Raw genomic sequence first — 18,653 nt, forward strand, 5'->3', positions numbered from 1 at the left:
GCACCCGACCCCTCACCCGGACCACCCATGCCCTCGACGCACCCCGTCGTCTCCGTCTCCGGCCTCACCGTCACCTGGCCCGACGGCTCCCCCGCGCTGCGCGACCTCGACCTGGCCCTCTCGCGGGGCCGCGCCGGTCTGGTCAGGGCCAACGGCTCCGGCAAGTCGACCCTGCTGCGGGTGCCGGCCGGGCAGCTGCGCCCCTGCGCCGGCCGCGTGGCGATCCACGGCGAGGTCGGCTACCTGCCGCAGGACCTCGACGCCGACCCGTCCCGGCCGGTCGCCGACTTCCTCGGCGTCAGCGCGATCATCGCCGCCCTGCGCGCCATCGAGGCCGGGCGGAGCGACGAGGAGCTCTACGGCACCGTCGCCGACCAGTGGGACGTCGAGGAGCGCACGCACGCCGAGCTCGACCGCCAGGGCCTGCCTGCCGGCGCGCTGCACCGCCGCCTCGGCGAGCTCTCGGGCGGCGAGCTCACCGGCCTGGCCATCGCCCGCCCGCTCTTGGCCCGGCCCGACGTCCTGCTGCTCGACGAGCCCACCAACAACCTCGACCGGGCCGGTCGCGGACGCGTCCACGACCTCGTGGCCACCTGGCCGCGCACCCTCCTCGTCGTCAGCCACGACCGCGAGCTCCTCGATCGCGTCGACCGGATCGCCGACCTGCGTGGCGGCTCGCTGCGCTGGTACGGCGGCGGCTGGTCGTCGTACGCCGCCCAGGTCGCGGCCGAGCAGGAGGCCGCGCAGCAGGCGGTGGCGACCGTTCGCAACGAGGTGCGTCGCCAGCGCCGTGACGCCGTCGAGGCCGTGCGCGACGACCTCGCCATCCGTGTCGACCTCCCGCAGACAGCCGTGCCGCGGGGCAGCCGCGTGCTCACCCACACCGAGACCGACCGCGACATCGTCGGGCCCGAGCGGATCGCGCTGGTCGGGCCCAACGGCAGCGGCAAGACGACGCTGCTGCGCACCTGGGCGGGCCTGGTCCCGCCCGCGCGCGGCGAGGTGCACGCCCACGTGCCGGTGGCGCTGCTCCCCCAGCGGCTCGACCTCCTCGACGCCGACGCCCCGCTCGCCACCGCGGTGGCTCGCCGCCACCCCGGGGCCGGTCCCGAGCAGGTGCGCGCCCGGCTGGCCCGCTTCGGCTTCCGCGGCGCCGTCGGTGACCGGCTCGCCGGCGACCTCTCCGGCGGCGAGCGGCTGCGCGCCACCCTGGCCGCGCTGCTGCTGACCGAGCCCGCGCCCCGCCTGCTGCTCCTCGACGAGCCGACCAACAACCTCGACCTCGCGTCGTACGACGCCCTGGTCGCGGCGCTGGCGGGCTACCGCGGGGCGCTCGTCGTCGCCAGCCACGACCGGGCCCTCCTCGACGACCTCGACCTGCAGCGCACCATCGACCTCGGCGCCCCGAGCAGCGGTCGTGGGAGCCTGGACGCATGACCACCGCCGAGCAGCTGGCCGCCGAGAAGTACCTCGCCTTCACGACCTTCCGCCGCTCCGGCGAGCCGGTCACCACGCCGGTGTGGGTCGTGCCGGTCAGCGACGGGCGCCTGGGGTTCTGGACCGCCATGGGCACCGGCAAGACCAAGCGGCTGCGCCACGACCCGCGCGTGCGGGTCGAGCCGGGCGACGCGCGCGGGCGCACCCAGGAGGCCACCTCGCCGGTCGACGGGCAGGCCGAGATGGTGCGCTCGGGCGCGTTCTTCGACGAGGTGCAGGGCCGGGTCCGCGAGAAGTACGGGTGGATGACGACGGTGACCCGTCTGCTCGCCCGGCTCGGACCGCAGGGACGGCGCGGCCTGGGCTACGCGGACACGGTGGTGCTGGTCCGCCTCGACTGACTAGTCCTCGATCACGTCCAGGCCCTGCTCCCGCAGCCGGGCAAGGCTGGCCAGCATCGCCTCGAGGGCCTCCGGCGGGTGGCGCGGCCAGTCCTCGACGACAGCGACGACGCGCACCGGGTGCACCGTGCGGTAGGACCGGGTGGGGTTGCCGGGGAACCGCTTGTCGGTGACGTTGGGATCGTCCTCGAACGGACCCAGCGGCACCACCTCGTAGACCTGCCCCGACCCAGCGTCCCCGGCCAGCGCGCTCGCCAGCTGCGCCCCCCAGGCCGCGGTCGCGACCAGCGAGGTGAAGTAGACGTTGCGGGAGATCCGGCCCTGCTGGAAGTTCGACCCGTGGCCCACCACCAGCTCGTCACCGGGCACGAGCACCGCGCGGGTGCCGTGGAAGAAGCGTGCGTCCACGTCCGACATCCTCGCTGACGCCGGGCCCGGACGCACGCTCAACCCAGCAGCGTCTGCCCGACGTACTCGCCCTCGCCGACACCGGGCGGCACGGCGAAGAGCGCGGAGCCGGTGAAGCGCAGGTACTCCATCAACGAGTCCTGCTTGGCCATCGCGTTCTGCACCGGGATGAAGCCCGTGCGGGGGTCGCGCACGAAGGCGATGAAGAACAGGCCGGCGTCCAGCCCGCCCAGGTCGTTGCTGCCGTCGACGAAGTTGTAGCCGCGCCGCAGCATCCGCGCCCCGCTGTGCATGTCGGGGTGCACGACGCGCACGTGGGCGTCGGGGGCGATCACGGTGGTGTCGTTGCTGCCGGGCATCTCGAAGTCGGGCTCGGTGTGCTCCGAGCCGCCCGAGAGCGGAGCCCCGGTGCCCTTGGTGCGACCGATGAAGGCTTCCTGGTCGCCGAGCGGCTGGCGGTCCCAGACCTCGATGGTCATGTTGATCCGCCGGGCCGCCAGGTAGGAGCCGCCCGCGAGCCAGCCCGCGGCCGGGTCGTCATCGGGCCCGACCCAGACGTGCTCGGCCAGCGCCTCGGGCTCCTCGGCCTTGACGTTGGCGGTGCCGTCCTTGAAGCCGAAGAGGTTGCGCGGGGTGTCCTGGCTGGTCGAGGTGGTCGACGTACGGCCGAATCCGAGCTGCGACCAGCGCACCGAGACCCGTCCGAAAGCGATCCGCACCAGGTTGCGCACCGCGTGCACCGCCACCTGCGGGTCCTGCGCGCACGCCTGGATGCACAGGTCGCCGCCGGAGCGGCGCGGGTCGAGCGCGTCGCCCGGGAAGTGCGGCAGGTCGCGCAGCGCCTCGGGCTGCCGGTCGGCGATCCCGAAGCGGTCCCGGCCCCCGGCGTCGCGGAACAGCCCGGGTCCGAGACCGAACGTGACCGTCAGGCCACTGGCCGGCAGGCCGATCGCCTCACCGGTGTCGTCGGGCGGCAGCAGGTAGCTGCCTCCGACCGCCCCCTCGGGCCCGGCGTCCTCGCCGCGCGTCATCCGCTCGGCGGCCTCGGTCCACTCCTGCAGCAGCGCCACCAGCTCCTCGCGGGAGTCCGTGGTGACGTCGAGCGCCGCGAAGTGCAGCCGGTCCTGGGCCGGGGTGACGATGCCGGCCTGGTGCTCGCCGCGGAAGGCGTACGACTCGACCGTGGTCGCCTCGGACTCGCCCGCGCCGGCACGCCCTGCGGCGAAGCCCCCGGCCACCCCGACGACCGCGACGCCGCCACCGCCCAGCAGGCCGCGGCGCGAGACCCGCGCCGACCTCACGCCAGGACGGTCGCGGTCAGTCGCGACAGCGGCTCGGAGAGCGCGTTGACGGCGTCGGCGAGCGCCTTGACCTCGTCGGCGTCGAGCTCGTCGTAGGAGACGAAGCCGTCGCCGTCGCGGTGCTGGTCGAGCAGGTCCTGCAGCTCGGCGAAGCGGTCGGTGAGCGTCTCGGCCAGCTCGGGATCCTTCTCGGCGACGATCGGCTGAACACCCTCGAAGCCGACGCGAGCGCCGTCGACGTTGGCCTGGAAGTCGTAGAGGTCGGTGCGCGACCAGTACTCCTCCTCGCCGGTCACCTTGCCGGTCGCGACCTCCTCGAGCAGGCCGCGCGAGCCGTTGGCGATCTGGTCGACCGTGAAGTCCAGGCCCTGGATCTGGTCGTCCAGGATGCGGGTGTTGGCCAGCAGGTCCTGGGCGTACGTCGAGCGCTGCCGCAGCGTCAGCGCCGTGTAGTCCTCGGCACGGGCCGGCCACAGGTCCTTCTCGATGCGGTGCCAGCCGGTCCACTCCTGGCCGGGCTCGAGGTCGGCCTCGCGCAGGTCCATCTGCGGGTCGAGGTCGCCGAAGGACTCGGCCACCGTCTCGATGCGCTCCCAGTGCGTGCGCGCCACCGGGTAGAGCGCCCGGGCCTCGTCGTCGTCGCCGGCCTCGTAGAGCGCGACGAACTCCTCGGTCTTCTCCAGCAGCTGGGCCGACTGGTCCTCGACGTAGGCCTGGTAGCCGGCCAGGGCCTGGTCGACGAGCTGCTGCTCGTCGGCGGAGACCTCGCGCTCCTCCCCCGAGTCGGTGACGGTGAAGTCGGCGCGGATGCCCTCGCCGCTCATCCCCGGCTTGCAGGCGGTGCGGTAGGAGCCGGGGGCCACGTCGGCGACCAGCTGGCGGGTCGCCTGCGGACCGATGTTCTCGATCTCGGCCACGATCCGCAGCCCGTCCTCGGCGAGGAGGTAGAACTCGGTGACCTGCGAGCCGTCGTTGGTGACGTCGAAGCGCAGCGTGCCCGAGGGCGCTTCGAGCGTGGAGACGTCGCAGGCGTCGTCAGTGGAGGTGACCGTCACCGAGCGAGCGTCGCCGTCGGACGTGCCGGCCGTCTCGGTGCTCTCGGTGCAGGCGGCCAGAGCCGGGACGGCGAGCACCAGGGGCACCAGGGTGGTGGCCAGGGGGCGGGAGATGGAGATCTTCGTGCGCACGAGTGGGTTCCTCATCGGGTCAGTGGCTGGGAGCCGGGACGGAACGACGGACCCGGTGCAGGAAGAGGGCCAGCACGGGCGCGACGTACGCCACCCAGACCACCGCCTCCAGCCAGGTCGTCTGCGGGGAGAAGTTGAAGACGCCCTTGAGCAGCGTGCCGAGCCAGCCGCCGGCGCTGATCACGCCGGAGACGTCGAAGGCGTAGGAGTACAGGCCGGGCAGCACCCCGGCTTCCTGCAGGTCGTGGAAGCCGTAGGCCAGCACACCGGCGGCCACGACCACCAGGAGTGCGCCGGTCCAGGTGAAGAAGCGGGTCAGGTCGATGCTGATCGCGCCGCGGTAGAGCAGCCAGCCGAGGAGCACGGCGACGCCGATGCCGAGCAGTGCGGCGACGATGGGGGTGGCCGTCTGCTGACCGGCGCCGGTACCCGTGGCCTGCCGGGTGTTGGTCCACAGGATCAACGACGTCTCCAGGCCCTCACGGCCCACCGCCAGCACCGCGACGAGGACCAGGCCCCAGGCGGGGCCGTCGGCGGTCGCGTCGACGCGCCCGCGCAGCTGGGCACCCATGGAGCGGGCGGCGCTCGCCATCCAGAAGATCATCCAGGTCACGAAGCCGGCGGCCACGATCGACAGGCTGCCGCCGATGATCTCCTGGGTCTCGAAGGTGAGCTGGCGTGCCTGCAGGCCCAGGCCCACGGTCAGCGCCACGCACGTGCCGAGCGCCAGCGCGACCCCGGTCCAGATCCGCGGCAGCAGGTGTCGACGACCCGAGGTGACGAGGTAGGCGACGAGGATGCTGACCACGAGGGAGGCCTCGAGGCCCTCGCGCAGCCCGATCAGGAAGTTGCCCAGCACCCGCCGGACGCTACTCCTCTGACTTAGGTTTGCCTAACCGAAGTGAGGTACGCCTCAGCTGCAGCCGTCGGGGCCGCACACCGCGCCGTCCGCGCCGGTCTGCGCGCCCACCATCTCGACGGCGGGGTGGCTGTCGTCCCAGGCCCGCTGCAGCACGTCGGTGAAGACATCGGCCGGCTGGGCGCCCGCGATGCCGTAGCGACCGTCGACGACGAAGAACGGCACCCCGGTCGCGCCGTACGCGCCGGCCTGGCGGATGTCGGCCTCGACCTCGTCGGCATACTCGGTGCCGGCCAGCACCTCACGCACCCGCGCCTCCTCGAGACCGGCGGAGACGGCGATCTCGGTCAGCACGTCGTGGTCGGCCACGTTGCGCGCCTCGAGCATGTACGCCGCCAGCAGCGCCTCCTTCAGCTCCGCGCGCTGCGCGTGGTCGCGAGCCGCGTGCAGCACCCGGTGCACGTCGGCGGTGCCGACCCGGTGCGCCTGGCCCAGCCGGTAGACCAGGCCCTCCTCGGCGGCCACGGCCTCCATCTGGTCGATCATCCGCTGCCCGGCCTCGGGGCCGCCGCCGTACTTGCGGCCCAGGTGCTCGGCGATCGTCTCGTCGGCCACCGACGGCGCGCCCGGGTCGAGCTGGAAGGAGCGCCAGACCACCTCGACCTCGTCGCGGTGCTCGAAGCCCGCCAGGGCGGTCTCGAGGCGGCGCTTGCCGATGTAGCACCAGGGGCAGACGACGTCGGACCAGATCTCGATACGCATGTGGGCCCCAACCCCGAGGGACCCCTGGTTCTTCCCGGGGTCCGACCAGGGTCGCGGCCCGCGTCATCCCCGATGTGCACCACCCCTCGCGCGGCCAAGACTCCGAGCATGATCACGCTCGAGAACCTCACCCGTCGCTACGGCGCCCACACGGCCGTCGACGACGTCACCTTCACCGCCCGCCCCGGTCGTGTCACCGGGTTCCTGGGCCCCAACGGCGCCGGCAAGTCCACCTGCATGCGCGTCCTGGTCGGGCTGACCCCGCCCACCTCCGGCTCGGCCACGGTCCTGGGCCGGCGCTTCGCCGACCTGCCCAACCCCGGCCGCGAGGTGGGCGTGCTGCTCGACGCGTCGGCCCAGCACGCCGGCCGCACCGGCCGGGAGATCCTGACCCTGGCCCAGCGCACCATGGGGCTCCCCCGCACCCGGGTGCAGGAGATGCTCGAGCGGGTCAGCCTCAGCGACGAGGAGGCCGGGCGCCGGGTGCGGCACTACTCGCTGGGCATGCGCCAGCGCCTGGGCATCGCCACCGCGCTCCTCGGGGACCCTCAGGTGCTGGTGCTCGACGAGCCGGCCAACGGGCTCGACCCCGCCGGCATCCGCTGGATGCGCGACCTGCTGCGCGACTACGCGGACCGCGGCGGCACCGTGCTGCTCTCCAGTCACCTCCTGCACGAGATCGAGGTCATCGCCGACGACCTCGTGGTCATCGGGCGCGGCCGGATCGTCGCCGGCGGCACCAAGGCCGAGCTGCTCGCCCGCGCCGGCACCCACGTCGGCGTCCGCGACCGCGAGACGCTCGGCGCCGCACTCACCGCGGCCGGGCACACCGCCCACCCCACCGGCGACGGCGCGCTCGCCACCGACGCCGACCCCGCCGTCGTCGGCCGGCTGGCCCTGCACGCCGGGGTCGCGCTGCACGAGCTGCGCGCCGCCGACGGCGCGGGGCTGGAGGAGATGTTCCTCGAGCTCACCGCCGACACCCAGCGCGAGACCACCCCGACCCGAGCAGGAGCAGCAGCATGAGCACCCCGACCCTCACCGCACCCCACCGCGAGCCCGGCCGGGCGGCGTACGACGCCCGCCCGGTGCCGGCGCCGATCCCGTTCCGCCGCCTGCTGGGCGTGGAGCTGCGCAAGATGTTCGACACCCGCTCGGGGGTCTGGCTGATGATCGGCGTGGGCGTGCTGTCAGCCTTGGCCAGCGGCGCGGTGGTGCTCTGGGCGCCCGACGACGCCATCACCTACGCGTCGTTCGCGCAGGCTGTCGGCTTCCCGATGGCGGTGCTGCTGCCGGTGATCGCGATCCTCTCGGTGACCAGCGAGTGGAGCCAGCGCAGCGGGCTGACCACCTTCACCCTGGTGCCCCACCGGGGGCGGGTCGTGGCCGCCAAGACCGTCGACGCCGTGGTGGTCGCGGTCGCCGGGATGCTCGTGGCCGCCGCCGTGGGAGCCGTGGGCAACCTGCTGGGCTCGGCGCTGGCAGGCACACCCACCGTGTGGGACGTGAGCCTCGCCGACTTCGCCGCGATCGTGCTGGCCAACGTCCTGGGCGTGCTGATCGGCTTCATGCTCGGGGTGGTGCTGCGCAGCTCGTCGGCCGCGCTGGTCGGCTACCTCGTCTACGTCTACGCCCTCACCGGCCTGACCTTCACCCTGGCCCAGGCCCAGCAGTGGTTCGCCGACCTGCAGCCGTGGGTCGACTTCAACTACACGCAGGGCTCCCTCTTCGAGGGCTTCCCCGAGACCGGGGAGGCGTGGGCCCAGCTCGGCGCCACCAGCCTGCTGTGGCTGGTGCTGCCCCTCGCGCTGGGCCTGTGGCGCGTGGCCCGGGTCGAGGTCAAGTGACAGCGACGCCGAGCCGGCGCGTGTGGACGCGCCGGCTCGGCGTCGGGGGTGCCTGCCCAGGAGGTGCCTGGGAGGTGCTCAGCGTGCGGAGGAGCCCTCGGTGTAGTCCGAGTCGTGGCTCTTGACCCAGGCCATCAGCTTGCGCAGCTCGCGGCCGGTCTTCTCGATCGGGTGCGACTCGCCCTGCTCGCGGAACTTGGTGAACTCGGGCTGGCCGTTCTCCATGTCGGTCATGAAGCGCTCGGCGAACGAGCCGTTCTTGATGTCCTCGAGGACACCGACCATGTTCTGCTTCACGCGCTCGTCGATGACCCGCGGGCCCGAGACGTAGTCGCCGAACTCGGCGGTGTCGGAGACCGACCAGCGCTGCTTGGCGATGCCGCCCTCGTACATCAGGTCGACGATGAGCTTGAGCTCGTGCAGGCACTCGAAGTAGGCGACCTCGGGCTGGTAGCCGGCCTCGGTGAGCACCTCGAAGCCGTACATCACCAGCTGCGAGGCACCGCCGCAGAGCACGGCCTGCTCACCGAACAGGTCGGTCTCGGTCTCCTCGGTGAACGTCGTCCTGATGCCGCCGGCACGCAGGCCGCCGATGCCCTTGGCGTAGGACAGCGCGAGGTCCCAGGCCGAGCCCGAGGCGTCCTTCTCGACCGCGACGAGCACGGGCACGCCGCGCCCGTCGACGTACTCGCGGCGCACCAGGTGGCCGGGGCCCTTGGGGGCGACCATGAAGACGTCGACGCCCTCGGGGGGCTCGATGAAGCCGAAGCGGATGTTGAAGCCGTGCCCGAAGACCAGGGTGTCGCCCTCGGCGAGCTGCGGGGCGATCTCCTCGGCGAAGAGCTTCTTCTGGTGCTGGTCGGGGGCCAGGATCACGATGACGTCGGCCTCCTCGGCGGCCTCGGCCGGGGTGACCACGCGCAGGCCCTCGGCCTCGGCCTTGGCGCGGCTCTTGGAGCCGGGCTGCAGGCCGATGCGCACGTCGACGCCCGAGTCGCGCAGCGACAGCGCGTGCGCGTGGCCCTGGCTGCCGTAGCCGATGACGGCCACGTTCTTGCCCTGGATCAGGGACAGGTCGGCGTCGTCGTCGTAGAACATCTCAGCCACGGGGGCTTCTCCTTCTGGTGGGTGGAACGGTCGTCGAGCGGGTGGTGGTCAGACTGCTGCGGGCGGGGCGGGCACGGCCACCGGGCGCTGGTGGCGCTCGGAGATCGAGCGCGGACCGCGCCCGATCGCGACCATGCCCGACTGCACGAGCTCACGGATGCCGAAGGGCTCGAGCATCCGCAGGAAGTCGGCGATCTTGCCCTGGTTGCCGGTGATCTGCATGGTGATCGCGTCGGGGGCGACGTCGATGACCTTGGCGCGGAAGAGCTGCACGGTGTCGAGCACCTGGCCCCGGGTCTCGGCGTTGGCGCCGACCTTGACCAGCACCAGCTCGCGGTTCACCGAGGCGTCGGGGTCGAGCTCGACGATCTTGATGACCTCGATCAGCTTGTTGAGCTGCTTGGTGACCTGCTCGAGCGGGGACTCCTCGACGTTGACCACGATCGTCATCCGCGAGATCTCGGGGTGCTCGGTCGGGCCGACCGCGAGGCTGTGGATGTTGAAGCCCCGGCGGCTGAAGAGGCCGGCGATGCGGGTCAGGACGCCGGGCTTGTCCTCGACCAGGACGGAGAGGGTGTGCTGGGTCATGGCTGGATCATCCTCACAGGTCGTCCTCGTCGAAGTCGGGGGCCAGGTCGCGGGCGTACTTGATGTCGTCGTTGCTGGTGCCGGCGGCGACCATCGGCCAGACCATCGCGTCGCGGTGCACGCGGAAGTCGACCACGACGGGCACGTCGTTGATCTCCATGGCCTTCTCGATGGTGGCGTCGACGTCGTCGGGGCCGTCGCACGCCAGGCCCACGCAGCCGTAGGCCTCGGCGAGCTTGACGAAGTCGGGGATCCGCACGACGCCGCCCTGGCGCTGCAGGTTGGTGTTGGAGTAGCGCTCGTTGTAGAAGAGCGTCTGCCACTGGCGCACCATGCCCAGCGACTCGTTGTTGATGACCGCGACCTTGATCGGGATGTTCTCGATCGCGCAGGTGGCCAGCTCCTGGTTGGTCATCTGGAAGCAGCCGTCGCCGTCGATCGACCACACGGTGGTGTCGGGGCGACCGACCTTGGCGCCCATCGCGGCCGGCACCGAGTAGCCCATGGTGCCCAGGCCGCCGGAGTTCAGCCAGGTGCGCGGGTGCTCGTACTGCACGAAGTGCGCCGCCCACATCTGGTGCTGGCCCACGCCGGAGGTGTAGATCGCCTCGGGGCCCGCGATCGCGCTGAGCCGCTCGATGACGTGCTGGGGCGCCAGCGTGCCGGCCGGCGACTGCTCGTAGCCCAGCGGGTACTTCTTCTTGACCCCTGACAGGAACGCCACCCAGGCCTCGTAGTCGCCGCTGTGGCCGGCGTCGGCCTCGGCCTTGAGCGCCACGACGAGGTCGGAGATGACCTCGCGGCAGTCGCCCACGATCGGCACGTCGGTGTAGCGGTTCTTGCCGATCTCGGCGGGGTCGATGTCTGCGTGGATCACCTTGGCGCCCGGCGCGAAGGAGTCGAGGTTGCCGGTGACGCGGTCGTCGAAGCGCGCGCCGAGGCTGATGATCAGGTCGCTCTTCTGCAGCCCGGCGACCGCCGCGACGGTGCCGTGCATGCCGGGCATGCCCAGGTGCTGGGGGTGGCTGTCGGGGAAGGCGCCCAGCGCCATCAGCGTGGTCACCACCGGCATGCCGGTCATCTCGGCGAGCACCCGCAGCTCGCGCGACGCGCCGGCGCGGATGGTGCCGCCGCCGACGTAGAGCACCGGGCGCCGGGCCTCGAGGATCAGCCGGGCGGCCTCGCGGATCTGCTTGCTGTGCGGCTTGGTCACCGGGCGGTAGCCCGGCAGGTGCAGCTCGGTGGGCCAGCGGAAGGTGGTCATCGACTGCAGCGCCGACTTGGCCACGTCGACCAGCACCGGGCCGGGGCGCCCGGTCGAGGCGATGTGGAAGGCCTCGGCGATCTTCTGCGGGATCTCGGCGGGGTCGGTGACCAGGAAGTTGTGCTTGGTGATCGGCATCGTGATGCCGCGGATGTCGGCCTCCTGGAAGGCGTCGGTGCCGATCAGCGAGGCGCCGACCTGCCCGGTGACCGCCACCATCGGCACCGAGTCCATGTGCGCGTCGGCCAGCGCGGTGACCAGGTTGGTGGCGCCCGGCCCCGAGGTGGCCATGCAGACGCCGACCCGGCCGGTCGCGGCGGCGTAGCCCTGCGCGGCGTGGCCGGCGCCCTGCTCGTGGCGGACCAGGATGTGGCGGATGGAGGAGTCCATCAGCGGGTCGTAGGCCGGCAGGATCGCCCCGCCGGGGATGCCGAAGACGTCGGTGACGCCGGCCGCCTCGAGCGAGGTGACCAGGCTCTGTGCGCCCGTGACCTGGTCGCCGGTGGTCGGTGTCCCGGACGTTTCAGTGCTCATGCCCTGCCGCTCCCCTTGCTGGTGTGGTGCCTGTCGCCGTGCCTACTCATGAAAAAGCCCCTCGGCCCTGGGGGCAACGAGGGGTGACGCGCTGGCTGTGTGCCGGTGCCGGCTCAGCTCACGCGTCGCGTGGGTACGAGAAGGTCCTGGCGCATGGCTGCACGGTATCCCGGGCCCCGTCGCCTCGTCACGCCAGTCTGCCAGGCGTCCCAACATCTGGGACGCGAGTCCCACATGCTGGCTCCCCCCGACTCTCTGGCGCCCGGGGACCCCGGGCACGCCGTCAGGGCAGCACCTCCTGGCCGACCGGTCCCGGGTTCCAGGCCACCTCCCACCGGTAGCCGGACGGGTCGGCGAAGTAGCCGGTGTAGCCGCCCCAGGCCCGCTCCTGCGGCGCGAGGACGACGCGCGCGCCGGCAACCCGCGCCTGCTCGAGGACCGCGTCGACCTCCTCTCGGGTGGCGACGTTGTGCGAGATCGTCAGCGGGGCCGCTCCCGAGCCGAGCGCGCCCACCTCGGCCTCCATCGCGGCGCGGTCCCACAGCGACAGGACGAGGTGCTCGCCCGCCCGCAGCATCAGCACCTCGTCGTCGTCGTGGCTGGCCTGCCAGCCCAGGCCGTCGAGGAAGAAGGCGCGCGAGGCGGCGAGGTCGCGCACACCCAGGGTGATGAAGCTGATCCGCTGGTCCACGGCCCAGATGCTGCCAGATGCCCTAGCGTCAGGGCCCATGACGTCACGGGTCCGGTCCTGGCACGCACTCGTGGCGGTGGTCGCCGCCGCTGCCCTGCTGCTCCAGCTGGTGCTGGTCGTCCAGGGCGGGCGGGTGCTCGACGAGCAGTCGGTGCCGCCGCTGGAGGTCCGCCTGGGGCGCCTGGTCTCCTACTTCACCGTGCAGAGCAACCTGCTGGTCGCCCTGGCCGCCGCCCACCTGGCCCGGCACCCGCGTCCGGGCCGCCCGGTGCTGCGCCTCGACGCGGTCGTCGGCATCACCATCACCGGCCTGGTGCACTTCGTGCTGCTGCGCCCGCTGCTCGACCTGCAGGGCGCCGACGCGCTGGCCGACGCGCTGCTGCACCTGGTGGTGCCGGTCCTGGCGGTCGTCGGCTTCGTCGTCGTGGGCCCGCGCCCGCGCGTCACCCGTCGTACGGCGTGCCTGGCGCTGGTCTGGCCGCTGGCGTGGCTGGCCTGGACGCTGGTCGTCGGGCTGGTGAGCGGCTGGTTCCCCTACCCCTTCCTCGACCACCGCGAGGACGGCTGGGCCGCGGTGCTGGTCACCTGCGTGGCGATCACCGCGCTCTTCGTCGCGCTGCTCGGGGCGCTGTCGCTGCTGGGCCGCTCCTCGGCCCAGGAGAGCGAGCCGCTCAGCCCCACACCTGGGTGATCTCGCTGCGCCGGGCGTCGACGACCACGCGGCACGACGCGCCGTTGACCAGCGGCAGGTTGGGCGGCACGTGGCCCACGTCCACCCCGAGCACCAGCGGCACCTCCAGCGGGCCGAGCGCGTCGAGGACCGCCTGGCGCTGGCTCAGCCCCGGACTGTCGGGCCCCGAGGTGCGCCCGACCAGCACCGCCTCGGCCTCGTCGAACCAGCCCGCCATCCGCATCCCGTGCAGCGCGCGGCACACGTCGAAGGCGGCGTGCTCGGCCGCCTCCACGTAGACCACGAGGCCCTCGTCGACCTGGGCGCGGCCCCAGCCGGCGACGTCGGCGTACGGCGTGCCGACCAGCGGCCCGAGCACCTCGATGCAGCCGCCCACGATCCGGCCGGTCAGGTCGAGCCCGCCGCCGCCGACGACCTCCCACGAGCCGGTGAGGTCGAGCTGCTGCTCGGCGAGCCCCGGCTCGGCCTCCCAGTCGTCGAAGCCGCCGGAGCGGTGCCGGCCGGGCGAGGCCTGCACGACCGGGTCGCCCGGCTCGGTCTCGAGCACGTCGAGCCAGTGCGCGAGGCCCTCGGGCTGGCGGTAGGGAGTGTCCATCAGGTTGCCGCCGTGCAGCGTCGCCCAGCCCAGCCGGGTCAGCAGCGGCACCATCAGCGTGGTCAGGTCGCTCCAGCCGACCAGCCAGGTCGGCTCGGCCGCGGCCAGGGCGTCCCAGTCGAGGTGGTCGAGCACCTGGATCGCCAGCTCCCCGCCCCACGGCGGCACCACGGCGCGCACGTCGGGGTCGCAGAGCATCGCGGTCAGCTCGGCCGCGCGCTGGGCGGCCGGGGCGGCCACTCCCCCGTCGGGCGCCTCGAGCACCGCGCCGCGGCGCACCTCGTAGCCCCGCTGGCGCAGGTGCTCGCAGGCCACGTCGAGCCTCGGCAGCAACGAGGTCTGCACGCCCGAGGAGGGCGCGGTGACCCCGATGGTGTCGCCGGGGCGCAGCGGGCGGGGGAAGCGGACGTCGGTGCTGCTCATGCGTCCGAGGCTGTCAGGTCGGCGAGCACCTCGCGAACCGCCTCCATCCCGCGCGCCACCTCGTCGTACGACGTCGAGAGCGGTGAGAGGCCCAGTCGCAGGCCGCCGGGGTCGCGGTAGTCGGGGACCACGTCGGCGGCCCAGAGCCGGGCGGTGGCCTCGCGCATGGCGGGGTGGGTGAGCGTGACGTGGCCGCCGCGACGCTGCGCCTCGCGGGGCGTGGCGACGCCGACGCCCAGCGGCGCGAGCAGGTCGTCGGTGAGCGCCAGGACGTGCTCGGCCAGGCCCACCGACTTCGCGCGCACGGCCGGCATGCCGACCTCCTCGAGCAGGTCGAGCATGTCCTGGACCGCGAGCATCCCGACCACCGGCGGGGTGCCCGAGACCATCCGGCGGATGCCCGGCGCGGGGGTCCAGCCGGGGCCCATCGCGAACGGGTCGGCGTGGCCCATCCAGCCCGGGACCGGCTGGCGCAGCCCGTCGTGCAGCCGCTCAGCGACGTAGACGAACGCCGGCGAGCCGGGGCCGCCGTTGAGGTACTTGTAGGTGCAGCCGACCGCCAGGTCGACGCCCCACGCGTCGAGCTCGAGGGGCACCGAGCCGACCGAGTGGCTCAGGTCCCACAGCACCAGCGCCCCGGCGTCGTGGACGGCGGCGGTGATCGCGGGCGCGTCGGCCAGCCACGCCGAGCGGTAGGCGACGTGGCTGAGCAGCACCACGGCGGTCTGCTCGCCCACGACCTCCTGCACCTGCTCGAGTGTGACCCCGGCGCTGGTGTCGACGTCGATCCAGCGCAGGGTCAGGCCCAGCTCGTCGGCGACACCGGCCGCCACGTAGCGGTCGGTCGGGAAGTTGTCGCGGTCGAGCACCACCTCGTGGCGGCCCGGTCGCGCCGCCACGGCGGCGCGCAGCGCCTTGTAGAGCAGCACCGTGGTCGAGTCGGCGACGACGGTCTGCCCGGGCGCCGCGCCCAGGCAGGCGGCGCCGATGCGGTCGCCGACGACGGTCGGCAGGTCCATCCAGGCCTCGTCCCAGCCGCGGATCAGCCGGCCGCCCCACTCGTGCTCGACGAAGGTCCGCAGCCGCTCCCCCGTCACCCGCAGCGGGCGGCCCAGCGAGTTGCCGTCGAGGTAGACCAGGGGGCTCTGCGCGCCGACGAAGCGGTCCCGGTACGACGCCAGCTCGTCGTCGGCGTCGAGGTGGGCGGCGCCCTGGTGCGTGGTGGAGGTCACGGCGCATGTCTACCCCACCGGGCCCGCTCCTAGACTCCCCGCCATGTCGACCCCCGACCCGATCCGGCCCGCCCTGCTCGAGGTGCTCGCACGGCGGGCCCTGACCGAGGACGCCGCCCGCCCCGAGGCCGTCGAGCGGCTCCACGCGCGCGGCGGCCGCACCGCCCGCGAGCAGGTCGCGGCGCTGGTCGACCCGGGCAGCTTCGTCGAGTACGGCCGCTTCGTCACCGCGGCGCAGGAGGACAAGCGGTCGATGGACGACCTGCTCGACCGCACCGTCGCCGACGGCATCGTCGGCGGCCTGGCCACCGTCGGCGGCCGCTCCGTGGCGGTGCTCTCCTACGACTACCTCGTGATGGCCGGCACCCAGGGCATGCGCGGGCACCGCAAGACCGACCGGCTCCTCGACGTCGTCGAGCGCCTCGCCCTGCCCTGCGTCTTCTTCGCCGCCGGGGGCGGCGGGCGGCCCGGCGACACCGACATCCCGCTCGTCTCCGCGCTCGACGTCACCACCTTCGCCGCCTGGGCGCGGCTGTCGGGCCGGGTGCCGCGCATCGCCGTGGTCGAGGGCCCCTGCTTCGCCGGCAACGCGGTGGTCGCCGGCTGCTCCGACCTCGTGGTCGCCACGCCGCGCGCCTCCCTCGGGATGGGCGGCCCGGCGATGATCGCCGGCGGCGGGCTCGGCGACGTGGGCGCCGCCGAGGTCGGTCCCCTCGACGTGATGACCGCCAACGGCGTGGTCGACGTGGCCGTCGACGAGGACGACGCGGTCGAGGCCGCCCGCGCGCTCATCGGCTACTTCCTGGGCGACGAGGACTCGTGGGAGGTGCCCGACCAGACGCCGCTGCGCGAGGCCGTCCCCGACGGTGAGCGCACGTCGTACGAGCTGGTGCCGGTGGTGGAGACGATCTGCGACGAGGGCACCGTCACCGAGCTGCGTCCCGACTTCGCGCCCGAGCTGCTGACCGCGCTGGGCCGCATCGAGGGCCGCACCGTCGGGGTCATCGGCAACGACACCCGCCACCTGGCCGGCGCGATCACCGCCGACGCCGGCGACAAGGCCGCGCGCTTCCTGCAGCTCTGCGACGCCCACGGCATCCCGGTCGTCTCGCTGGTCGACACCCCCGGCATGATGGTCGGTCCCGACGCGGAGCGCACCGGCCTGGTGCGCCACACCTCACGGCTGCTGGTCGCCGGCGCCCAGCTGCAGGTCCCGATGATCGGGGTGGTGCTGCGCCGCGGCTACGGCCTGGGCGCGCAGGCGATGCTCGGCGGCAGCACCCACCAGCCGCTGATGACGCTGGCCTGGCCCGGGGCGCACCTGGGCGCGATGGGGCTCGAGGGCGCGGTGCGGCTGTCGATGCGCCGCGAGCTCGAGGCGATCGAGGACGACGCCGAGCGCGAGCGGACGGTGCGCGAGCTGACGGCGTACGCCCAGGCGCACTCCGCGGCCCTCAACGTCGCCCGCCACTTCGAGATCGACGACGTCGTCGACCCCGCCGAGACCCGTCAGGTCGTCGCGGCGCTCCTCGCGGCCGCCGCCCGCGACGGGCGGCTCACCGGCAGCGGCCGCACCGTCGACACCTGGTAGCAGCACGACCGGTCGTCAGCCGGTGACCGCGCCGTGGGCGGCGGAGGAGACCGTCTTGGCGTACTTGCCCAGGACCCCGCGGGTGTACTTCGGCGGGTTGGGCTCCCAGCCCTCCTTGCGCGACTCCCAGTCGTCGCCCTGCTCGACCTCGAGGGTGCGGTTGAGGACGTCGAGGGTGATCCGGTCGCCGTCGCGCACGAACGCGATCGGGCCGCCGTCGACGGCCTCGGGGGCGACGTGGCCCACGCACAGGCCGGTGGTGCCGCCGGAGAAGCGCCCGTCGGTCAGCAGCAGCACGTCCTTGCCGAGGCCGGCGCCCTTGATGGCGCCGGTGATGGCGAGCATCTCGCGCATGCCCGGGCCGCCCTTGGGGCCCTCGTAGCGGATGACGACGACGTCGCGGGCCTGGACCTTGCCGGCCGACAGCGCGTCCATCGCGGCACGCTCGCCGTCGAAGACCCGGGCGGTCCCCTCGAAGACGGTCTCGTCGAACCCGGCCGACTTCACGACCGCGCCCTCGGGGGCCAGCGAGCCCTTGAGGATGGTCAGCCCGCCGGTGGCGTGGATCGGGCGCTCGAGGCTGCGGATCACGTCGTCGTCGAGGGACGGCGGCGCGAGGGCCTCGAGGTTCTCGGCCATCGTGCGGCCGGTCACGGTCAGCACGTCGCCGTGCATCAGGCCGGCGTCGAGCAGCGCCTTCATCACCACGGGGATGCCGCCGATCTTGTCGACGTCGTTCATCACGTAGCGGCCGAAGGGCTTGAGGTCGCCCAGGTGCGGCACCTTGTCGCCGATGCGGTTGAAGTCGTCGATGCTCAGCGGCACCTCGGCCTCGCGGGCGATCGCGAGCAGGTGCAGCACCGCGTTGGTGGAGCCACCGAGCGCCATCACGACGGTGATCGCGTTCTCGAAGGCCTCCATGGTCATGATCTGGCGTGCGGTGATGCCCTGACGCAGCATCTCGACCACGGCCTCCCCGGAGCGGTGGGCGAACCCGTCGCGGCGCCGGTCGACGGCCGGCGGCGCGGCCGAACCGGGCAGCGACATGCCGAGCGCCTCGCCGACGGCGGCCATCGTGTTGGCGGTGTACATGCCGCCGCAGGCGCCCTCGCCGGGACAGATGGCCCGCTCGATCCGGTCGACCTCCTCGCGGCTCATCTTGCCGGCCAGGCACGCACCGACGGCCTCGAAGGCGTCGATGATCGTCACGTCCTCGCCGTCGACCTGGCCGGGCATGATCGAGCCGGCGTACATGAAGACGGAGGCGAGGTCGAGGCGCGCGGCGGCCATCAGCATGCCGGGCAGCGACTTGTCGCAGCCGGCCAGCAGCACCGACCCGTCGAGGCGCTCGGCGCTCATCACCACCTCGACGGAGTCGGCGATGACCTCGCGCGAGACCAGGGAGAAGTGCATGCCCTCGTGGCCCATCGAGATGCCGTCGGAGACCGAGATCGTGCCGAACTCCAGCGGGTAGCCGCCGGCGGCGTGCACGCCGTTCTTGACCGCCTTGGCCAGCCGGTCCAGCGACAGGTTGCAGGGCGTGATCTCGTTCCAGCTCGACGCGACGCCGATCTGGGGCTTCTCCCAGTCGTCGTCGCCCATCCCGACCGCTCGGAGCATGCCGCGCGAGGCGGCACGCTCGAGGCCGTCGGTGACGTCGCGGGAACGGGGCTTGAGGTCGGGTCGCTCGGACGGTCCGGTCATGGAACCAGGCTATCCGTGACGGTCGTCGCAG

The 18,653-nt window shown here is 73.2% G+C and carries 18 protein-coding genes; 6 read left to right on the forward strand and 12 right to left on the reverse strand.

The annotated features are described in order from the left end of the window. The first annotated feature begins 27 nt into the window (after nt 1-27). On the forward strand, nt 28-1,437 hold the full coding sequence (locus JOE61_RS04015; RefSeq protein WP_193667883.1) for an ATP-binding cassette domain-containing protein: 1,410 nt from the start codon (nt 28-30) through the stop codon (nt 1,435-1,437). After that, complete coding sequence (locus JOE61_RS04020; protein ID WP_193667882.1) at nt 1,434-1,838, forward strand: PPOX class F420-dependent oxidoreductase; 405 nt, start codon at nt 1,434-1,436, stop codon at nt 1,836-1,838. Before JOE61_RS04015 ends, JOE61_RS04020 begins: the two co-directional genes overlap by 4 nt. Here the strand turns inward: JOE61_RS04020 and arr are convergent, their stop codons facing one another. Genes arr through JOE61_RS04045 form a run of 5 tightly spaced genes read right to left on the reverse strand, consistent with a single transcriptional unit; the run spans nt 1,839 to nt 6,355 of the window. Further along, complete coding sequence (gene arr / locus JOE61_RS04025; protein ID WP_193667881.1) at nt 1,839-2,255, reverse strand: NAD(+)--rifampin ADP-ribosyltransferase; 417 nt, start codon at nt 2,253-2,255, stop codon at nt 1,839-1,841. It abuts the gene before it with no gap. A gap of 29 nt (nt 2,256-2,284) precedes the next feature. Continuing rightward, entirely contained in the window at nt 2,285-3,547 is a 1,263-nt protein-coding gene (gene efeB, locus JOE61_RS04030) for an iron uptake transporter deferrochelatase/peroxidase subunit (protein ID WP_193667880.1), read from the reverse strand. Then, nucleotides 3,544-4,734, reverse strand: coding sequence for an iron uptake system protein EfeO (gene efeO / locus JOE61_RS04035; protein ID WP_307822797.1), 1,191 nt, complete (start codon nt 4,732-4,734; stop codon nt 3,544-3,546). Before efeO ends, efeB begins: the two co-directional genes overlap by 4 nt. Before the next feature lie 19 nt (nt 4,735-4,753). Then, a complete protein-coding gene (gene efeU / locus JOE61_RS04040) occupies nt 4,754-5,593 on the reverse strand; it encodes an iron uptake transporter permease EfeU (protein ID WP_193667878.1) in 840 nt (279 codons plus the stop codon). Nucleotides 5,594-5,647: 54 nt separating this feature from the next. Continuing rightward, entirely contained in the window at nt 5,648-6,355 is a 708-nt protein-coding gene (locus tag JOE61_RS04045) for a DsbA family oxidoreductase (protein WP_193667877.1), read from the reverse strand. A 108-nt stretch (nt 6,356-6,463) separates the two neighbouring features. On the opposite strand from JOE61_RS04045, the gene JOE61_RS04050 reads away from it, so the two are divergent. Further along, nucleotides 6,464-7,381: an ABC transporter ATP-binding protein gene (locus JOE61_RS04050; protein WP_193667876.1), complete on the forward strand. Its 918-nt coding sequence runs from the start codon at nt 6,464-6,466 to the stop codon at nt 7,379-7,381. Then, nucleotides 7,378-8,202, forward strand: a complete 825-nt coding sequence (locus JOE61_RS04055; RefSeq protein WP_193667875.1) for an ABC transporter permease subunit — start codon at nt 7,378-7,380, stop codon at nt 8,200-8,202. Before JOE61_RS04050 ends, JOE61_RS04055 begins: the two co-directional genes overlap by 4 nt. A 78-nt stretch (nt 8,203-8,280) precedes the next feature. Here JOE61_RS04055 and ilvC read toward each other — a convergent pair whose 3' ends face one another. The 4 genes from ilvC to JOE61_RS04075 all read right to left on the reverse strand — a co-directional run bounded on the left by ilvC (nt 8,281) and on the right by JOE61_RS04075 (nt 12,386). Beyond that, nucleotides 8,281-9,309: a ketol-acid reductoisomerase gene (gene ilvC / locus JOE61_RS04060; RefSeq protein WP_307822799.1), complete on the reverse strand. Its 1,029-nt coding sequence runs from the start codon at nt 9,307-9,309 to the stop codon at nt 8,281-8,283. 48 nt (nt 9,310-9,357) lie between these two features. Beyond that, the gene (ilvN, locus tag JOE61_RS04065) at nt 9,358-9,897 is read right to left on the reverse strand and encodes an acetolactate synthase small subunit (RefSeq protein WP_193667874.1); all 540 of its coding nucleotides are present in this window, start codon (nt 9,895-9,897) and stop codon (nt 9,358-9,360) included. A 13-nt stretch (nt 9,898-9,910) separates the two neighbouring features. Continuing rightward, the gene (locus JOE61_RS04070) at nt 9,911-11,695 is read right to left on the reverse strand and encodes an acetolactate synthase large subunit (RefSeq protein WP_193667873.1); all 1,785 of its coding nucleotides are present in this window, start codon (nt 11,693-11,695) and stop codon (nt 9,911-9,913) included. Between the two features lie 283 nt (nt 11,696-11,978). Continuing rightward, nucleotides 11,979-12,386 (reverse strand): VOC family protein, encoded by a 408-nt coding sequence (locus JOE61_RS04075; RefSeq protein WP_193667872.1) that lies wholly within the window; start codon nt 12,384-12,386, stop codon nt 11,979-11,981. Nucleotides 12,387-12,423: 37 nt separating this feature from the next. On the opposite strand from JOE61_RS04075, the gene JOE61_RS04080 reads away from it, so the two are divergent. Beyond that, the gene (locus tag JOE61_RS04080) at nt 12,424-13,077 is read left to right on the forward strand and encodes a Pr6Pr family membrane protein (protein ID WP_193667871.1); all 654 of its coding nucleotides are present in this window, start codon (nt 12,424-12,426) and stop codon (nt 13,075-13,077) included. On the opposite strand, the gene JOE61_RS04085 is transcribed toward JOE61_RS04080, so the two are convergent. Both JOE61_RS04085 and JOE61_RS04090 read right to left on the reverse strand, forming a co-directional pair. Beyond that, nucleotides 13,058-14,095: a S66 family peptidase gene (locus JOE61_RS04085; RefSeq protein WP_193667870.1), complete on the reverse strand. Its 1,038-nt coding sequence runs from the start codon at nt 14,093-14,095 to the stop codon at nt 13,058-13,060. The genes JOE61_RS04080 and JOE61_RS04085 overlap by 20 nt on opposite strands. After that, the gene (locus tag JOE61_RS04090; protein ID WP_193667869.1) at nt 14,092-15,327 is read right to left on the reverse strand and encodes a kynureninase; all 1,236 of its coding nucleotides are present in this window, start codon (nt 15,325-15,327) and stop codon (nt 14,092-14,094) included. The genes JOE61_RS04085 and JOE61_RS04090 overlap by 4 nt, the downstream gene beginning before the upstream one ends. Before the next feature lie 43 nt (nt 15,328-15,370). Between JOE61_RS04090 and JOE61_RS04095 the strand changes: the two genes are divergently transcribed. Further along, nucleotides 15,371-16,918 (forward strand): acyl-CoA carboxylase subunit beta, encoded by a 1,548-nt coding sequence (locus tag JOE61_RS04095; protein WP_193667868.1) that lies wholly within the window; start codon nt 15,371-15,373, stop codon nt 16,916-16,918. A 15-nt stretch (nt 16,919-16,933) separates the two neighbouring features. On the opposite strand, the gene ilvD is transcribed toward JOE61_RS04095, so the two are convergent. Next, nucleotides 16,934-18,622 (reverse strand): dihydroxy-acid dehydratase, encoded by a 1,689-nt coding sequence (ilvD, locus tag JOE61_RS04100; protein ID WP_193667867.1) that lies wholly within the window; start codon nt 18,620-18,622, stop codon nt 16,934-16,936. Between the last annotated feature and the right edge of the window lie 31 nt (nt 18,623-18,653).

It is taken from the genome of Nocardioides salarius (assembly GCF_016907435.1).
GTDB lineage: Bacteria > Actinomycetota > Actinomycetes > Propionibacteriales > Nocardioidaceae > Nocardioides > Nocardioides salarius.

Coding starts and splice junctions, on each gene's coding strand:
- JOE61_RS04015 (WP_193667883.1), top strand. CDS start 28: ATGCCCTCGACGCACCCCGTCGTCTCCGTCTCCGGCCTCACCGTCACC.
- JOE61_RS04020 (WP_193667882.1), top strand. CDS start 1,434: ATGACCACCGCCGAGCAGCTGGCCGCCGAGAAGTACCTCGCCTTCACG.
- arr (WP_193667881.1), bottom strand. CDS start 2,255: ATGTCGGACGTGGACGCACGCTTCTTCCACGGCACCCGCGCGGTGCTC.
- JOE61_RS04045 (WP_193667877.1), bottom strand. CDS start 6,355: ATGCGTATCGAGATCTGGTCCGACGTCGTCTGCCCCTGGTGCTACATC.
- JOE61_RS04050 (WP_193667876.1), top strand. CDS start 6,464: ATGATCACGCTCGAGAACCTCACCCGTCGCTACGGCGCCCACACGGCC.
- JOE61_RS04055 (WP_193667875.1), top strand. CDS start 7,378: ATGAGCACCCCGACCCTCACCGCACCCCACCGCGAGCCCGGCCGGGCG.
- ilvN (WP_193667874.1), bottom strand. CDS start 9,897: ATGACCCAGCACACCCTCTCCGTCCTGGTCGAGGACAAGCCCGGCGTC.
- JOE61_RS04070 (WP_193667873.1), bottom strand. CDS start 11,695: ATGAGCACTGAAACGTCCGGGACACCGACCACCGGCGACCAGGTCACG.
- JOE61_RS04080 (WP_193667871.1), top strand. CDS start 12,424: ATGACGTCACGGGTCCGGTCCTGGCACGCACTCGTGGCGGTGGTCGCC.
- JOE61_RS04085 (WP_193667870.1), bottom strand. CDS start 14,095: ATGAGCAGCACCGACGTCCGCTTCCCCCGCCCGCTGCGCCCCGGCGAC.
- JOE61_RS04095 (WP_193667868.1), top strand. CDS start 15,371: ATGTCGACCCCCGACCCGATCCGGCCCGCCCTGCTCGAGGTGCTCGCA.
- ilvD (WP_193667867.1), bottom strand. CDS start 18,622: ATGACCGGACCGTCCGAGCGACCCGACCTCAAGCCCCGTTCCCGCGAC.